12 protein-coding genes are annotated in these 15,485 nt (G+C 45.4%); 4 read left to right on the forward strand and 8 right to left on the reverse strand.

Annotation, left to right across the window (positions count from 1 at the left end; all coding sequences use genetic code 11):
- Positions 1-183 precede the first annotated feature (183 nt).
- Complete coding sequence (pplA, locus tag IGK63_RS15745; protein ID WP_016612067.1) at positions 184-1,122, reverse strand: extracellular electron transfer flavoprotein PplA; 939 nt, start codon at positions 1,120-1,122, stop codon at positions 184-186.
- A gap of 270 nt (positions 1,123-1,392) precedes the next feature.
- Between pplA and IGK63_RS15750 the strand changes: the two genes are divergently transcribed.
- The 4 genes from IGK63_RS15750 to IGK63_RS15765 all read left to right on the forward strand — a co-directional run bounded on the left by IGK63_RS15750 (position 1,393) and on the right by IGK63_RS15765 (position 5,516).
- Positions 1,393-3,333, forward strand: a complete 1,941-nt coding sequence (locus tag IGK63_RS15750) for an NAD(P)/FAD-dependent oxidoreductase (protein ID WP_016612065.1) — start codon at positions 1,393-1,395, stop codon at positions 3,331-3,333.
- A gap of 206 nt (positions 3,334-3,539) precedes the next feature.
- Positions 3,540-3,947 carry a NusG domain II-containing protein gene (locus tag IGK63_RS15755; RefSeq protein WP_034871962.1) on the forward strand — a complete coding sequence of 136 codons (408 nt, stop codon included), beginning with the start codon at positions 3,540-3,542 and terminating at the stop codon, positions 3,945-3,947.
- Between the two features lie 10 nt (positions 3,948-3,957).
- A complete protein-coding gene (locus tag IGK63_RS15760; RefSeq protein WP_005232987.1) occupies positions 3,958-4,518 on the forward strand; it encodes a Gx transporter family protein in 561 nt (186 codons plus the stop codon).
- A gap of 11 nt (positions 4,519-4,529) precedes the next feature.
- Positions 4,530-5,516 carry a polyprenyl synthetase family protein gene (locus IGK63_RS15765; RefSeq protein WP_034871960.1) on the forward strand — a complete coding sequence of 329 codons (987 nt, stop codon included), beginning with the start codon at positions 4,530-4,532 and terminating at the stop codon, positions 5,514-5,516.
- 163 nt (positions 5,517-5,679) lie between these two features.
- On the opposite strand, the gene gor is transcribed toward IGK63_RS15765, so the two are convergent.
- The 7 genes from gor to IGK63_RS15800 form a co-directional block, all read right to left on the reverse strand.
- Positions 5,680-7,026 carry a glutathione-disulfide reductase gene (gor, locus tag IGK63_RS15770; RefSeq protein WP_429970041.1) on the reverse strand — a complete coding sequence of 449 codons (1,347 nt, stop codon included), beginning with the start codon at positions 7,024-7,026 and terminating at the stop codon, positions 5,680-5,682.
- Positions 7,027-7,119: 93 nt separating this feature from the next.
- Positions 7,120-8,361, reverse strand: coding sequence for a peptidase U32 family protein (locus IGK63_RS15775; RefSeq protein WP_008381725.1), 1,242 nt, complete (start codon positions 8,359-8,361; stop codon positions 7,120-7,122).
- A gap of 13 nt (positions 8,362-8,374) precedes the next feature.
- Positions 8,375-9,295 carry a peptidase U32 family protein gene (locus IGK63_RS15780; RefSeq protein ID WP_016612060.1) on the reverse strand — a complete coding sequence of 307 codons (921 nt, stop codon included), beginning with the start codon at positions 9,293-9,295 and terminating at the stop codon, positions 8,375-8,377.
- A gap of 269 nt (positions 9,296-9,564) precedes the next feature.
- Positions 9,565-12,045 (reverse strand): ATP-dependent Clp protease ATP-binding subunit, encoded by a 2,481-nt coding sequence (locus IGK63_RS15785; protein ID WP_008381720.1) that lies wholly within the window; start codon positions 12,043-12,045, stop codon positions 9,565-9,567.
- Between the two features lie 5 nt (positions 12,046-12,050).
- Entirely contained in the window at positions 12,051-12,518 is a 468-nt protein-coding gene (locus tag IGK63_RS15790) for a CtsR family transcriptional regulator (protein ID WP_005230319.1), read from the reverse strand.
- A gap of 223 nt (positions 12,519-12,741) precedes the next feature.
- Positions 12,742-14,745 (reverse strand): Stk1 family PASTA domain-containing Ser/Thr kinase, encoded by a 2,004-nt coding sequence (pknB, locus tag IGK63_RS15795; RefSeq protein ID WP_005232981.1) that lies wholly within the window; start codon positions 14,743-14,745, stop codon positions 12,742-12,744.
- Positions 14,742-15,482 (reverse strand): Stp1/IreP family PP2C-type Ser/Thr phosphatase, encoded by a 741-nt coding sequence (locus IGK63_RS15800; protein ID WP_005230317.1) that lies wholly within the window; start codon positions 15,480-15,482, stop codon positions 14,742-14,744. Before IGK63_RS15800 ends, pknB begins: the two co-directional genes overlap by 4 nt.
- Between the last annotated feature and the right edge of the window lie 3 nt (positions 15,483-15,485).

Here is a 15,485-nt window from a genome sequence, read left to right on the forward strand (position 1 = left end):
TTTCTCAAGGTATTTTAGGAATCCTTAATCGATGCTTTCCATCATTAAAGAACCCATTTCTTTTTAAAAAAAGTACTCACCAGATTGCTTTTTTTTGCACGAACTTTTCCCCTCTCATGGCTGCCCACGAAAAAAAACAGCATTCAAAACGAATGCTGTCCTCTTCATTCAAAAAAGTTGTGATTATTCAGTAACAAAGTTATCGACTTCAATGGTTGTTTGGTCGCCTTTTTCAGCGGCATTCAACAATTGTTGTGCATAGATAACAAAGCTGTGGAAGCTGTGGGTTGCACCAGAAACGACGTCCATATCTGCTACAGAACCATCTTCAGCATTGACTGCAGAAACAAAAGCTTCATTGAAGTTTGGAATGAATTCTTCTGGACCAGTGCCAGATTTTGCTTCCATGTTTTCATTGTATTCTGCATCATCTTTTTTCGACTCGCCGGCTTCGTTCAGGTAGTCGTAGTTTGATTCAGCGATTTTACCGTCAGCCACAGTCATTGAGAAGACCACGCGGTAACCGTTTGAGTAGTTCTTTTCTTCTAATGTATAGGTTCCGTCTTGCAAGTCTGCACCATTGTCGATTTCAATGGTTTCCGTGTTGCCTGCTTGCGCCGCTTGGATCAATTGTTGTGCATAGTTTTGGAAGGAATCAAAGGAATGAGTCGCGCCAGAAACTACTTCGATTGAAGAAGGGCTTTGTGCGGCAACTAATTCTTCATTGAATTTAGGAATAAATTCTTCTGGGCTGATGCCTGCTTTTTCTTTCATCGTTTCATTGTATTCAGTGTTTTCTGTTTTTGATTCGCCATCAGCATTCACGTTGTCATATTTTGATTCAACGATTTTGCCGTCTTTGACTGTGATCTCAAAAGTAACACGGTAGTCGTTTTTGTAGTTCTTTTCTTCTAAACGATACGTCCCATCTTGCATTGGTTCGCCCGCAACAACGGTCGCTTCTGTACTTTCTGTTGATGCTGAATCGCTTGCAGAAGTTTGTGATGTACTTTCATTAGTTGACGAAGAAGCTGTGTTATTGTCGTCTGCTCCGCATCCCCCTAACAACAATGCTGCGAATGAAAATACCGCCATACCTACAATCAATTTCTTTGCTTTCATAATTATCCACCTTTTACTTGTTTATTTTCCCCACAAAAAAGTTTGTGATACATCTAACATTGTAAAGTAAATTTACGATATGTCAACCGCTTCCTTTCCGCTTTTTTACGGAAAAAGGACTTAATTTTTGATTTTCGCAAGTTTTCACGAATTTCAGGAAATATGCGTTTTTTTCATCAGAATCGTTAGACAAATGAACCATTTGTCTATATAATAGGAACGATTGTGTAATTATTATCATAGATTATTTTTATTAAGGAGAGATTTGCAATGGCAAAGAAAAACATTGTCGTTGTCGGTGCCGGTTATGCAGGCGTTTCTGCTACGAAGTACATGGCAAAGAAATTGAAAAAAGACAATGATGTTGAGATAACATTGATCGACCGTCACTCTTATCATACGATGATGACTGAACTGCATGAAGTCGCTGGAGGACGTGTAGAACCTACCGCAATTCAATATGACTTGCAGCGCTTGTTCTCACGCAAGAAAAATGTTCGTTTAGTAACCGATACAGTAACTGGGATCGATAAAGAAAATAAAACCGTCCAAACAAAATTAGGTAGCTATTCATTTGACTACTTGATTTTAGGGATGGGTGGCGAACCGAATGACTTCGGTACACCTGGTGTTAAAGAAAATGGCTTTACTTTATGGTCATTTGACGATGCTGTCCGCATTCGCGAACACATTGAAAAAACTGTCGCAAAAGCAGCGATCGAACCAGATGCAGCATTACGCAAAGCAATGTTGACCTTTGTCGTTTGTGGTTCTGGGTTTACTGGGATCGAAATGATCGGTGAACTGATCGATTGGAAAGATCGTTTAGCTTCCGATTATAAATTGGACCCAAGTGAAATCAGCTTGAAAGTTGTTGAAGCAATGCCAACGATCTTGAACATGCTTGATCGTAACGATGCAGCCAAAGCAGAACGCTACTTGAAGAAAAACAATGTTGATCTTGTCTTGAATGCACCAATCGTTGAAGTGGCACCTGATCACATCAAACTAAAAGATGGTTCAACAATCCCAACCCACACATTGATCTGGACTGCCGGTGTCAAAGGAACTAGCGATGCTGCTGATTTCGGTTTAGAAACCGCTCGTGGATTCCGTCTAGTTGCCAATGAGTTCATGGAAGCAAAAGGCTACGAAGACAAAAACATCTATATTATTGGTGACTTGGTTTACTTCGAAGAATTCCCGAATACACCAACACCACAAATCGTGCAAGCAGCTGAACAAACAGGTCACACTGCAGCAACGAACATCGTTTCAGCCATCAAAGGCGGCGAAAAACATAAATTCAAAGGAAACTACCAAGGATTTATGGTTTCGATTGGTGCCAAATGGGGCGTGGCGAACTTATTCAATAAGATTCACCTGAGCGGTTTCTTAGCGATCATTATGAAACACATCGTTAACTTGAAATACTTCTTTGATATTCGTTCTGGTTACTACATGTTCCAATACTTGATGCATGAAATCTTCCACATCAAAGATGACCGGACAGTAGCCCGTGGTCACACGTCTCGTTACGGTAACGTCTTGTGGAGTGTTCCGCTTCGTATTTTCTATGGTCTTGTCTGGTTCGTTGAAGCCTTCAAGAAAATTTTAGGTACGAATGGGGAAGTCTTCAAACCTGGTACTTGGTTCGGTGAAGGTTCTTGGTTCCAAGGCAACAGCGTATTCCCTTGGACTTGGGAATATCAAACAGTCGCTGATGCAGCAAGTGGTGCTAGTGAAGCAGCCGATGCAGCAAGTGCCGCTAGTGGCGCCGGCGAAGCAGCCGATGCAGCGACACAAGCCGCACACTTTGGTTTGAGCTATGCTTACGGTGAACAACCAATGATCGTGATCGAAAAATCACCTGACTGGTTCACAAAAGTTATGCAATTTATTATGCCAAACAACGACGTTGCAATGTTCTTCCAAAAATTCATGGTCTTCTTTGAAATTGCTTTAGCTCTTGCATTGATGGCTGGTCTCTTCACTTGGTTAGTGAACGCAACGACCATCGTTTTAGTGTTGACTTTCTGTATGTCTGGTATGTTCTACTGGGTAAACATCTGGTTCATTCCAGTTGCGTTTGCCTTGATGAACGGTTCAGGACGCGCAGTCGGTTTAGATCGTTGGGTAATCCCATGGTTGCAACGTACCCTTGGAAAATGGTGGTACGGTACCCCTCGCTCCTTATATGGCAATAAATAAGCCAGCAAAATAGAATACCTGTACGACTTCATGAGACTAAGACATTCTGATTTTCAATCAGTGTCTTGGTCTCTTTCCAAGTACAGAACTTTTTCTTGATCGTCCTTGCACAGAAATCGGTGGATTATTGAGGATTCAGCTAGTAGAATCTTGTCTTCTTATGCTAGAATGAGACACATCACATGAAAGAACAGGAGTCTTTTTTGATGAAACTAAAAGAATTTATCCGCGATGCCCATTTAAAACCATGGGATGGCGTCATCATACTTGTTTTGATCCTCAGCTCTTTTTTACCGATTTTTATTTTTGGCCAGACGCAAACAGCGGACAAAGAAGCCGTCTTGCGGGTCGATGGGACAGAAATCAAACGTTTTGACTTAGTTGAAGGTCAAAAAACGTACACCTATCTTTATGAAGATGAAGACGGGGATACCAATTTACTGGAGATCGAAGGCGATCGGATCCGAATCAAGGAAGCTGATTGCGGCGACCAGATTTGTGTGCGCCGTGGCTGGGCCAGTAATAATGGGGAAACCATCGTCTGTCTACCTCATAAATTGGTGATCGAAATCCAAGCCGCAGATGGGAGTGAGACCGACGATCTAATCTATTGATCGTTTGCTTATGAGTCGATTACAACGAATAATTTTCATCTCACTGCTGGTCGCCCAAGGGGTCGTGATTGGTTTAGTTGAAAATATGATCCCTTATCCATTTGCCTTTGCGCCTGGTGCGAAACTAGGTTTGGCAAATTTAATTACCATTATTGCATTGTTCACCATGCCGAAAAAAGACAGCTTTCTCTTGATTTGGCTAAGACTGATTTTAACGACGTTACTAGGAGGAACGGTTTCAACCTTCTTATATAGTATGAGTGGTTCCTTACTGAGCTACTTTGGGATGTCTTTGGTGAAACAGTTGGGGCCTAAGCGTGTCAGTATCATCGGCATTAGTGCGGCTGGCGGTTTCTTGCACAACGTCGGACAGTTGATCACCGCCTCATGGATCGCTCAATCCTGGAGCGTAATGCTCTACTTGCCGGTCCTGTCTTTCTTTGGGATCTTGTCCGGGATCGCTATCGGGATCGCCGCCAACTACTTGCTGCGTCGTGTTGAAACACTGCGCCGTTTTCAAATTGATTATGAACGCCAGACCAAAGTCAAATGGCGCTCGGATTCAGAATAAAGGAGTTAATTATGAAACTTCATTCCATGTGGCAAGAGTATCCAGCACTGCAAGCTGACTTATCTGCCTCCTTGCAATTGATGGAAAAATCATTAAAATTAAAAAACAAAGAGGTCGAACAAGCGATCCTGTCCATGATCCATTCAGGTGGAAAACTGCTGCGTCCTGCTTATCAGCTGCTCTTTTCTGCTTATGGCAGCGACAAAGATCGCGAAAAAGCCGTCGCATTGGCGGCTTCGATCGAGATGCTCCACACTGCTTCGCTGATCCACGACGATATCGTCGATCATGCGGACACCCGACGCAAGCTGCCGACCATTCGTTCCGAATTTGGCAACGATGTCGCTGTCTATGCTGGTGATTACCTCTTCGTCTGCTGCTTCAAATTGATGGCGGATTATGCTAGCTCCATGAAAAGCTTGCAAATGAATTCCCGTAGTATGGAAAAAATCCTGGCCGGCGAATTAGGACAAATGAGCAAACGATACGATTTGTCCGTCACTATCGAGGATTACTTAGAAAACATTCGCGGCAAAACCGCTGAATTGTTTGCCTTAAGCTGCTTTATCGGGGCTTACGAAAGCGGCACCTCCTTGCGCTTTGCCAATCAAGCCCGTGAGATCGGCGAAGCCATTGGCCTTGCCTTTCAAATCATGGATGACGTCTTGGATTACAGTCAAGATGCGGCTGCTTTAGGAAAACCAGTATTGGAAGATGTTCGGCAAGGCGTCTATTCCCTGCCGCTGTTGATGGCATTGAAAAATGACCGCCAACAACTGTTGCCACTGCTGGAAAAACAAGCTGCCATGACTGAGGCGGATACCCATGAAGTCTATCGGATCGTCCAAGAAAGCGCCGGTATTGACGAAGCCAAGAAACTCGCTGCCGACTACACGAAAAAAGCTTTGCAGGCGATCCAGAAATTGCCTGAGACCAAAGATGAAACCAAAACATATCTTTATCAGATCACTGCTCAGATCCTTGGGCGTCAGAACTGATCAAGGATCTAGGATAAACCCAGCAGCTGGGATCATCCTGAAATAAGCCCCCAAGGTTCGATTTCTGATCTACTTTTGGGGACTTTTTAGTTGATAGCTAGAATTTTATACGCAAAAAAAGCCTCAACGGACAAATCATCTGTCCGTTGAGGCTTTTTTTCTTTTAACGCATCGTCACAAATTCTTCTGACCCCGTCGGATGAATGGCAACGGTTTGATCAAAGTCTGCTTTCGTAGCACCCATTTTGATGGCTACAGCGAAGCCTTGCAACATTTCATCGACACCGATCCCGATGCCGTGCAGACCGATGATTTTTTCTTCTTCTCCTAAGCACACCAATTTCATCTCACATTTTTGGCGATACTCATTTAAAGCAAAGTACATCGGTGTAAAGCGCGAACGATACACCTTTATCTGCTCTTGGCCATATTTTGCCAAGGCTGCTTCTTCGGATAAACCAATCGTGGCAATCGGTGGATGCGTAAAGATGACCGTCGGTACTAAGTGATAATCCAAGTACGCACCGCTTTGACCGTTGAACAAGCGCTCAGACAAGCGACGACCGGCGGCGATCGCAACGGGGGTCAAATCCAATTTTCCAATGACATCACCCACTGCAAAAATCGTGTCAGCCGTAGTAGTTTGATATTTGTCCACAATGATAAACCCTTTTTCATCCAATTGGACATCGGTGTTTTCTAGGCCTAACTTATCCGTATTCGGCACGCGACCACCAGCAAAAAGGACGCAATCGCCGGTCAAGGTTTCACCATTTTCAAAGTGAACGAGATACTCGTCACCTTCTTTAATGATACGAGAGGCAATGTAGCCTGCATAAGTTTCGATCCCTGATTCTTGGTACATCTCCACAAGATTATCCGCAAGCATTTTGTCAAAGGTTCGTAATGGCCGCTCTTTGCGGTACGCCCAAGCCACTTGGCTGCCCAGCTGTTGGCTGACACCGCTGATTTCGGCTGCGATGTAGCCTGCCCCTAAGACGACCATACGCTTTGGTGCTTCTCGCAACGCAAAAAAACCATTCGAGTCAATAGCGTACTCACCGCCGGGAATATTCATCGCGCTAGGTTTTCCACCGGTGGCAATCAAAATGTTTGCTGCATGGTAGTTTTCCCCATTGACGGTAACCGTGTGGTTATCCACAAACTGTGCATAACCGTGGATAACTTCTACATTGTTACTGTCTAAGCCTTTTTGATAGGCTGTGTGTAAAAAATCAATGTATTTTTCACGGTTATCCACAAGCTCAGTGAAATTAAATTTATCCACATGTGGATAAATGCCGTAGCTAGTTGCGTCCCGCTTGATCATTTCTAACATCTCACTGGCTTGCCACATGACTTTTTTCGGCACACAGCCGACATTGACACAGGTGCCGCCTAATTCATTGCCTTCGATCAATAATACTTTGGCGCCGTGCATTCCTGCTCGATTGGCTGAGGCGATCCCGCCGCTGCCGCCGCCAATTACTATGTAGTCGTATGTTTCCATATTTGTTGTTTCCTCCTTAAGATTGTCTATGTTCTCATCGATCCTTTTTGGCTGGATTGATTCAACAAAAAAAGCCGAGAGAAACTCTCGACCTTATTTTTTCTTCCGAATCATGTCTCCGACTTCCACCGGTTCTTTGACCGGCATCGTCAGCAGCATCATAGGATTTGGTGCACGATCGATGGATTCACCGTCTTCATTATACATGACTTCGACGGTTTGGTGAAAGTGATGGAATCCGGGACCGTAAAATTCGATTTCATCGCCAACGGAAAAGTGGTTCCGTTGCCGAATCGTAGCTGTTTTTGTTGCCGGATCATACGCCATGACTTCCCCAATAAATTTGTATTGCGGAATTTTCCGACGCGGACCAAACAACTGCTCATTTTCACTTGGGGTATCGTAGTAAAAGCCTGAGGCAAGCTCTCGCTGCGCAACTTTCCACAGTTCATCGATCCATTCTTGTTTGCAGACATAGTTCTCTGGATCGGCCATGTAACTGTCCACGGCTGCTTTATAAACGTTCGCCACGGTTGAAACATAGTGGATCGATTTCATGCGGCCTTCGATTTTGAAACTATCCACGCCGTTTTCAATCAAATCCGGGATATGTTCGATCATCGACATATCCACAGCACTCATGGAAAACTCTTCTTCCACTGTCCCGTTTTTAGTCAAACTGTTTCGTTCCGTTGCAAAGGGCATGTCAAACAGATCATATTTCCAGCGGCAAGATTGCGAACAGCCGCCGCGATTGGCGTCTCGCATCGACATATGATTGGACAAAGTACAACGGCCAGAATAAGAAATACACATGGCGCCATGAATAAAGGCTTCGATCTCCACGCTAGTATTTTTGCGGATCTCAGCGACTTCCTCCATCGACACTTCTCGGGCGAGAACGACCCGTTCTAGGCCTTCTTCCCGCCAAAATTCCAATGTTTCATAGTTCGTGGCACTGGCTTGGGTGGACAAATGGATCGGTAGACCTGGCGCTTCTGTTGCGCAGATCTGGATCAAAGCGGGATCAGAAACGATCACTGCCGAAATACCGACATCTCGCAATTCCCGAAAGAATTCCCCTGCACCTTCTTGATTGCCCTCGTGGGTCACCATGTTGGCTGCTACATAGACTTTTGCGTTGTGGGCTTTGGCAAAAGCTACCCCTTCCGCCATTTCTTCATAGGTAAAGTTTCCCGCGCGACTCCGTAGGCCATAGGCATTGCCGCCGATATAGACAGCGTCAGCGCCATAGTGGATCGCTGTTTTTAATTTTTCTAACGTACCAGCTGGTGCTAACACTTCTGGTCGTTTCAAAGCTTGTTTAACGGTCATTTGTTCTTGCTCCTTACTTGATATCGTCAGGATCGATGGCATAAAATCCAGTGTCTAACCCACGTTCTGCCGGATGAAGTTGGGCAACTTGTTCACTGAGCACAGCAGCTTGCTCTGCTTGCCACTCCCCACTTTCTACAAGGGTCTTGGCTTGGGCAAACAGTTTAGCAATTGCCACAAAGGCTGCCCCTCGTGTATAGATTCCGTCCAACTTCCAGGTTTGAAAGCCTGTTTCGGCTAATTCCGCCAGCTGCAGCATCAAATTAATGTCGTTATTGGCAAAAATGTGCGTACCGTGGCTATCTTCATAAATGGAATAGTGGGTTTCTTCTTTTTTCGGTTCGGATAAAAACAACCCACGATCGTGGTTCTTTTCTTCCGATTGTTGGGTATAGTTATAATAATTTTGTAAAAGCGGACGCTTCGATTGGTGAATGCAGGTCGCACCATAAACCAATACTTCCACAGGAATATTTAGTTGCGGGGCCATGATTTTCATTTCCTCGAAAGGAACTTCTCGCGCTAAAACGGCTGCCCTTGCCCCTTTTTGTCCCCAAAAATTGATTTGACGAGCGCTTGTTACTAAGGTTTCCCCTGCATAGATAAATGGCAAGGCACATTCTGGATTTTGCTTCATGCGGTAAATGATCCCAGGATCTCCGAGAGCGATTTGATCGGCTTGATTGGTCTTCAGAAATGCTAGGTATTCTGGAATCAGCTTCATTTTTTCTGGGTGCATGATGCCATTGACCGCGATCGTCACTTTCTTTCCAGCTTCGTGGGCCATGTCGATCAGTCTGATTTGCTCTTCACGAGAAAAAGAGGCCGGTAGGCGCAGCCCAAATGTCTCTTCTCCAAAAAACAATGTATCAACATAAGGGATCAGCTGCTGTGCTTGCTCGATCGATTCCACCGTGGCGATAATCTCAACCATAATACTCCTCCTTTTTTCAACTCATTCATAGTATCACACAGCAGGATTCTTTCCAAGAGGTCTCGTTACTCTTTTTTTCACGAATAGCGCTTTGCTCATTAATCAATCGTTGTCATAAAGCTATTTAGAAGGATATTTTTTTGTGAATCATCAATCATAATCAGTGGATACTTCTTGATCACTACTAGACATAGCATGACAAAAAAGCGGCGTTCCTATGGATGCCGATTGCTCGACCATAGAAACGCCACTGCCGTTATTGGCTCGACTTAAACTTGTTGCAAGACCCGTGCTTGTCCCTCTTTGACATTGAGGGTGATCGATCCTTTGGAAGCACCGATCGTCACTTTGTCACCTAAATGAATTTGCCCTGATAGGAGTGCTTCACTTAAACGGTCTTCGACTTCTTTTTGCAAGGCTCGACGAATCGGCCGTGCCCCATATTCTGGATCAAAACCAGCTTTACCGATCACATCAATGGCAGATGGCGTGATCTTCAATTGGATGTCTTGGTTGCCTAATCGTTTGATGATCGCTTTGCTCATGATCTTCACGATCTCGTGGATCTCCCCTTCACCTAAGGATTGGAAGACCACTGTTTCATCCACACGGTTCAAGAACTCTGGACGGAAGGCTTTTTTCAGCTCTTCTAAGATCCGTTTTTGCATCGCTTGGTGATCTTTCGTTAAATCAGTGACATTAAACCCAACGCTTTTTTCTTCGCGGATTTGTTGGGCACCGATATTAGAGGTCATGATCAAAATCGTGTTGCGGAAATCGACCTTCCGACCCTTGGCATCCGTCAAATGACCATCATCTAGCACTTGCAAGAGGATATTGAAGACATCGGGATGGGCTTTTTCCACCTCGTCCAATAAGATGACGGAGTATGGTTTTGAACGGATTTTTTCCGTCAATTGCCCACCTTCATCGTAGCCGACATAGCCTGGCGGTGAACCGATCAAACGGCTCGTGCTGTATTTTTCCATAAATTCGGACATATCGACACGAACCAAGGCATCTTCACTACCAAACATCGCTTCTGCTAAGGCTTTGGCAAGCTCGGTTTTCCCGACACCGGTCGGGCCTAAGAACATGAAGGAACCAATTGGACGGTTCGGATCTTTCAACCCACTGCGGGCGCGGCGGATCGAACGAGCGACTGCCTTGACTGCTTCTTCTTGGCCAACTACCCGTTGATGCAAGATCTTTTCAAGATCCAACAAGCGTTCGCTTTCTTTTTTCTCCATCTGCTGCAAAGGTACGCCGGTCCATTGGGAAACGACCGTAGCAACATCTTCTGCAGTAACACTATCGGCATAGCCTGATGCTTCTTTGACTTCCATAAACGCTACTTCCGTCAGCTGTTGGGTCAATTTCTTTTCCTTGATCCGTAAACGAGCTGCTGCTTCAAAATCTTGCTGACGAATAGCGGCTTCTTTTTCTTCGATCAAGTTGGCGATCTCGTTTTGCAGATCTGCCAATTCTGAACTTTCATCGGTTTTGTCTAAACGCACTTTGGCAGCTGATTCATCCATCAAATCGATGGCTTTATCTGGTAATTGGCGCGAATTGATGTAACGCACGGACAGTTGCACAGCGGCGTGTAACGCATCATCAGAAATTTCCACCCCATGATGTTCTTCATAACGAGGACGCAAGCCCCGTAAAATTTCTTCCGCTTCTTCTGGTGTCGGTTCGTCAACTTGCACCCGGGCAAAACGGCGTTCTAATGCAGAATCTTTTTCAATGTATTTTTGGTACTCATCTAGTGTCGTGGCACCGATGGTTTGCAATTCCCCACGGGCTAAGGCTGGTTTCAGAATATTCGAGGCATCAATCGCCCCTTCTGCTCCGCCGGCCCCAATCAGTGTATGCAATTCATCAATGAATAAGATGATTTGACCATCTTGATAGATCTCATCAATGATTTTTTTCATTCGGTCTTCAAATTCCCCACGATATTTCGTTCCGGCAACTAAAGCCCCCATGTCCAGCATCATCAAGCGTTTGTTTTGCATGTCTTCTGGGACTTCCCCATTGATGATTTTTTGGGCTAAGCCTTCGGCGATCGCGGTTTTCCCAACACCAGGTTCCCCCACGAGAACAGGGTTGTTTTTGGTCCGACGGCTAAGGATCTGGATCAGGCGTTTGACTTCTTTGGCACGACCGACAACAGGATCCAACCGTTTTTCACGGGCTAATTTGGTCAAATCACGGGCTAAGGAATCCAAGGTTGGTGTTCCTTGCTGCGCTTTGGCTTGGGCTGGACGACGACGACCAGCACTTCCGTTGGTTTTGCTTTCATTGAAGCCCATTTTTTTCTTCAAAAGCTGACGCATTTTCGCGAGACTCAAGCCGAGATTCAGCATGATTCGTGAAGCCAAAATGTCTTCGTCTCTTAATAAGCCTAATAATAGATGTTCGGTACCAATCTGTGGTGCCCCTAAACGCTTGGCTTCATCCCCTGCATAAGCAAATGTATGTTTTGCTCGTGGTGAATACGCGAGATAGGCATTTTCTGGGTATTGACGAACGGTGCCGTACCCTGTTAAATGTTCGATTTCTTCACGAATATCGTTTTCTGTGATATTCATTTCCCGTAAAGTTTTGCCGGCGATCCCGTTTTGTTCAATGACCAGTGCCAATAGAATATGTTCAGAACCTACCGCTTGGTGCTTAAAGTATTTTGCTTCTTCTTGGGCGATAGCCAAAACGGCTTTCGCGCGTTGGGTGAATAATTCATCCATCTCTTTCACTTCCTGTCTTCGTAACTTAATCGTTCTAGAATTGCATGGAGCAAATCAGCTCGTGTTCTATTTTCATAAGGAGAACGTCCTAGAACTGCTTTCGCGATGACGGTCAATAATAAGTTGCCTTCTCGCTTGGACAGGATTCCTTCCTCATAAAGTTTCTGGATTATTGCATACGCATCTTTTTCCGAGATGGTTTCATCGAATAGTTGATTCATTTCTTTTAAGTAGTGGTGGCTGTCCGTGATTTTGACTTTTTCAATCCGAATATAGCCGCCCCCGCCGCGTTTGCTTTCAACCGCATAGCCTCTTTGAACGGTGAAGCGGGTATTGATCACGTAGTTTATTTGTGAGGGCACGCAGTTGAACAAATTTGCCATTTCCGCGCGACGAATCTCAATGGTTTCACTATCTTCAAGAATTTTCTTCAAATATGCTTCAATCAAATCGGAAGTATTGTGATGACTCAATTCATTCCCTCCCTTGACTAATTCTGACCTTCATTATACCCAATTTTTGAATCCTTGGAAAGATGTACGCTTGCACAAATGGCAGGACTAAAGGAAATTTTAAAGACACCTGTGCCTCACTATAAGGTTTAGAAACAAAAACAAGCAGCTGGACGGGGAACAAAAAGAGAATTCTTTGGTCCCCGAAGGCTGCTTGGTTAATGTATTTGGTTTTAGCTAGTTTCTAATCACTTTCTGAGCTACTTTCACTCGTAGCGCTTGAATCAGAGGAATCATCTGAACTACTGCTTGGCGTCGATGAGGACGAATCATCTGGTTCAGGTCCTCTAGAGATCGTGACCGTTACAGTAGAGCCAACTTCGACGGAGGTTCCAGCACCTGGAGAGACACGGACAACATGTCCAGCTGGTACCGAGTCATTATAGCCGTCCTCTTCCTCAAAAGTTGAGTCCAATCCCGCTTCATTCAAGTCTGCTTCTGCATCGGCTTGGCTTTTCCCAACGATTCTTGGTACATTGACCATTTCCTGCCCACTGCTGACCGTCAAAGTGATGGTCGTTTGGGAAGTCACCACCGTTTCACCTGTTGCGGGTGCTTGGGCGATGATCGTGCCTGATGGTTGACTGCTAGATTGATAGTTCACTTCGATCTGTGATCGGTCGACACCACGAGAAGTCAATGCTGCTCGTGCATCTGCCTCTGTCATGCCATAATAGTTGTCCATTGCGAAGCTATCTGGTCCAGAGCTGACCTTAAAGGTGATTTCGTCTTCTGCTGGGGAAACTTCCCGCCCTGCTGCTGGTGATTGACTGATAATATCCCCTTCATCGACATCATCTGACGACTCTAGCTCTTCTTTGATTCTGTCTTCATCAAAGCCCAAATCGATCAACTCTTTTTTGACATCATCAAAGGAGCGGCCTTCATAGTCATCAAGGGTGATTTTCTTGGTTCCGCTACTGATGTAGAGGGTCACGACGGAATTCTTTTTGACTTCATTGCCTTCTGGCGGATCGGTCTTGACGACATTGCCTGCTTCGACTTCATCGTCTTCGATTTCTTCTACCTCGTCTGCCACTTGCAAGCCAGCGGCTTCCAGTTCGGCCCGAGCGGCCGCTTCTGTCTGGCCGTTGACTTCAGGAATCGCTACATCCCCCCGACCACCGCCGAATAGGAAGTAACTGCCTATACCTAGCAGTGCGATCACCATAATGACCGGCAGCAGCAGCCAGCGTTTGCGTTTTTTCTTTTTCGGTTTCGCTGATTCTTCGGCTTGATCCGCAGCCGTTTCTGCCACGGGTTCTTCCACTGGCGGCGTTTCAACTTGGGCTGCTTCTACAGGGGTCAGCACTCTCGTTTCATCCATCAGGGCATGAGGTTCCCATCTCGGTTCATTGAGTCGGTCAGGTGACAATACAGTATCAAGATCCGCTCGCATTTCATCGGCAGTTTTGTACCGATCCGCCGGTTCTTTAGCGGTTGCCTTCAATACGACGTTTTCCAACGATTGCGGAACATTTTTGTCATAGATCCGAATCGAAGGGATCTCATCTTGGAAATGTTTCAAGGCGATCGTTACGGCTGATTCGCCATCAAAAGGTACTTTGCCGGTTAAAATTTCATAGAGAATGATCCCAATCGCATAAATATCTGATTGATTGGTCGCCATACTGCCTCGTGCTTGTTCTGGTGAAAGATAATGCACCGAGCCTAGCATCGAGTTGGTTTGGGTGATCGATGTTTCTGATAGGGCGATCGCGATCCCAAAATCGGTGATTTTCACCACGCCGTCTTCATTGATCAGCACATTCTGGGGCTTTAGGTCCCGGTGAATGATGCGGTGTTGATGGGCCAGCGCTACCGCTGATAAGATTTGTTGGATGATATCAACGATCTGCAAATAAGGTACTGGATAGTGCGTTTGGATATAGCGCTTGAGATCCATCCCTTTGACATATTCCATCACCAAAAACTGCATGCCGTCTTCTTCGCCGACATCATAAACGGTTACGATGTTGGGATGAACCAGCTCAGTCGCCGCCAATGCTTCTCGTTGAAAGCGCCGAATCGCACTTTGGTCGTTTTGGAAGTCAAAACGAAGCACTTTGATTGCCACTTCACGGTCTAAGATCAAGTCATGCGCCAAAAACACATTTGCCATTCCGCCGCTGCCGATATTGCCGATGATTTTGTATCGGCCGTTTATCTTCTTCCCAATTTCGATCATGGGCGCTCTCCTCCAACTTTAATCAATAATACCGTGATATTGTCGACACCGCCGCGTTCGTTGGCTTGATCGATCAATGATTGCACTGCTTCTTCCAGCACAGGGGTTTCTTGGATCGTTGCTGTGATCTCTTCATCTGAGACCATGTTGGTCAATCCGTCTGAACACAGCAGCAAATAATCCCCGTCTGCAATAAAGTGGATCGCCACATCGACTTCGACTTCGCTTGGCATGCCGATCGAGCGGGTCAAAACGTTTTTGCGAGGATGATTCAAGGCCATTTCTGCTGTGATTTGTCCTGACTTCACCAATTCATTGACCAGTGAATGGTCCTCTGTGATTTGGGTCAGCACTTGATTGCGTAAAAGATAGGCACGGCTGTCCCCGACATTGGCAATCGTAAACTGGTCGCCTAATAAGGCCACAGCAATGATCGTGGTGCCCATGCCGCTAAGTTCTTCTTGTTCTTGTCCTTTTTGGAAAATCACTTGGCTTTCTGCTTGGATTTTTTGGATCAGCCATTGGGCAGTTTTTTCACTGTCTGTCAGCTCTGTCTGTTCCCAAGCGGTGCCGATCTCACTGACTGCTTGACGGCTAGCGACATCTCCGGCCCGGTGGCCCCCCATGCCATCGGCAAGCAAGGCCAATGTCACATTGGCTTTATTTACATAGGTTGCTGCAAAATCTTGGTTTGTGTTGCGACGTTTGCCGACATCTGTTTGAAAACGAATCTCCAATTT

This window comes from Enterococcus sp. AZ040 (genome assembly GCF_050499185.1).
Lineage (GTDB): Bacteria > Bacillota > Bacilli > Lactobacillales > Enterococcaceae > Enterococcus_D > Enterococcus_D entomosocium.

What these genes read in the sequence shown, in the direction of transcription:
- pplA (WP_016612067.1), bottom strand. Translation starts at nt 1,122, where the DNA reads ATGAAAGCAAAGAAATTGATTGTAGGTATGGCGGTATTTTCATTCGCA.
- IGK63_RS15750 (WP_016612065.1), top strand. Translation starts at nt 1,393, where the DNA reads ATGGCAAAGAAAAACATTGTCGTTGTCGGTGCCGGTTATGCAGGCGTT.
- IGK63_RS15755 (WP_034871962.1), top strand. Translation starts at nt 3,540, where the DNA reads ATGAAACTAAAAGAATTTATCCGCGATGCCCATTTAAAACCATGGGAT.
- IGK63_RS15760 (WP_005232987.1), top strand. Translation starts at nt 3,958, where the DNA reads ATGAGTCGATTACAACGAATAATTTTCATCTCACTGCTGGTCGCCCAA.
- IGK63_RS15765 (WP_034871960.1), top strand. Translation starts at nt 4,530, where the DNA reads ATGAAACTTCATTCCATGTGGCAAGAGTATCCAGCACTGCAAGCTGAC.
- gor (WP_429970041.1), bottom strand. Translation starts at nt 7,026, where the DNA reads ATGGAAACATACGACTACATAGTAATTGGCGGCGGCAGCGGCGGGATC.
- IGK63_RS15775 (WP_008381725.1), bottom strand. Translation starts at nt 8,361, where the DNA reads ATGACCGTTAAACAAGCTTTGAAACGACCAGAAGTGTTAGCACCAGCT.
- IGK63_RS15780 (WP_016612060.1), bottom strand. Translation starts at nt 9,295, where the DNA reads ATGGTTGAGATTATCGCCACGGTGGAATCGATCGAGCAAGCACAGCAG.
- IGK63_RS15785 (WP_008381720.1), bottom strand. Translation starts at nt 12,045, where the DNA reads ATGGATGAATTATTCACCCAACGCGCGAAAGCCGTTTTGGCTATCGCC.
- pknB (WP_005232981.1), bottom strand. Translation starts at nt 14,745, where the DNA reads ATGATCGAAATTGGGAAGAAGATAAACGGCCGATACAAAATCATCGGC.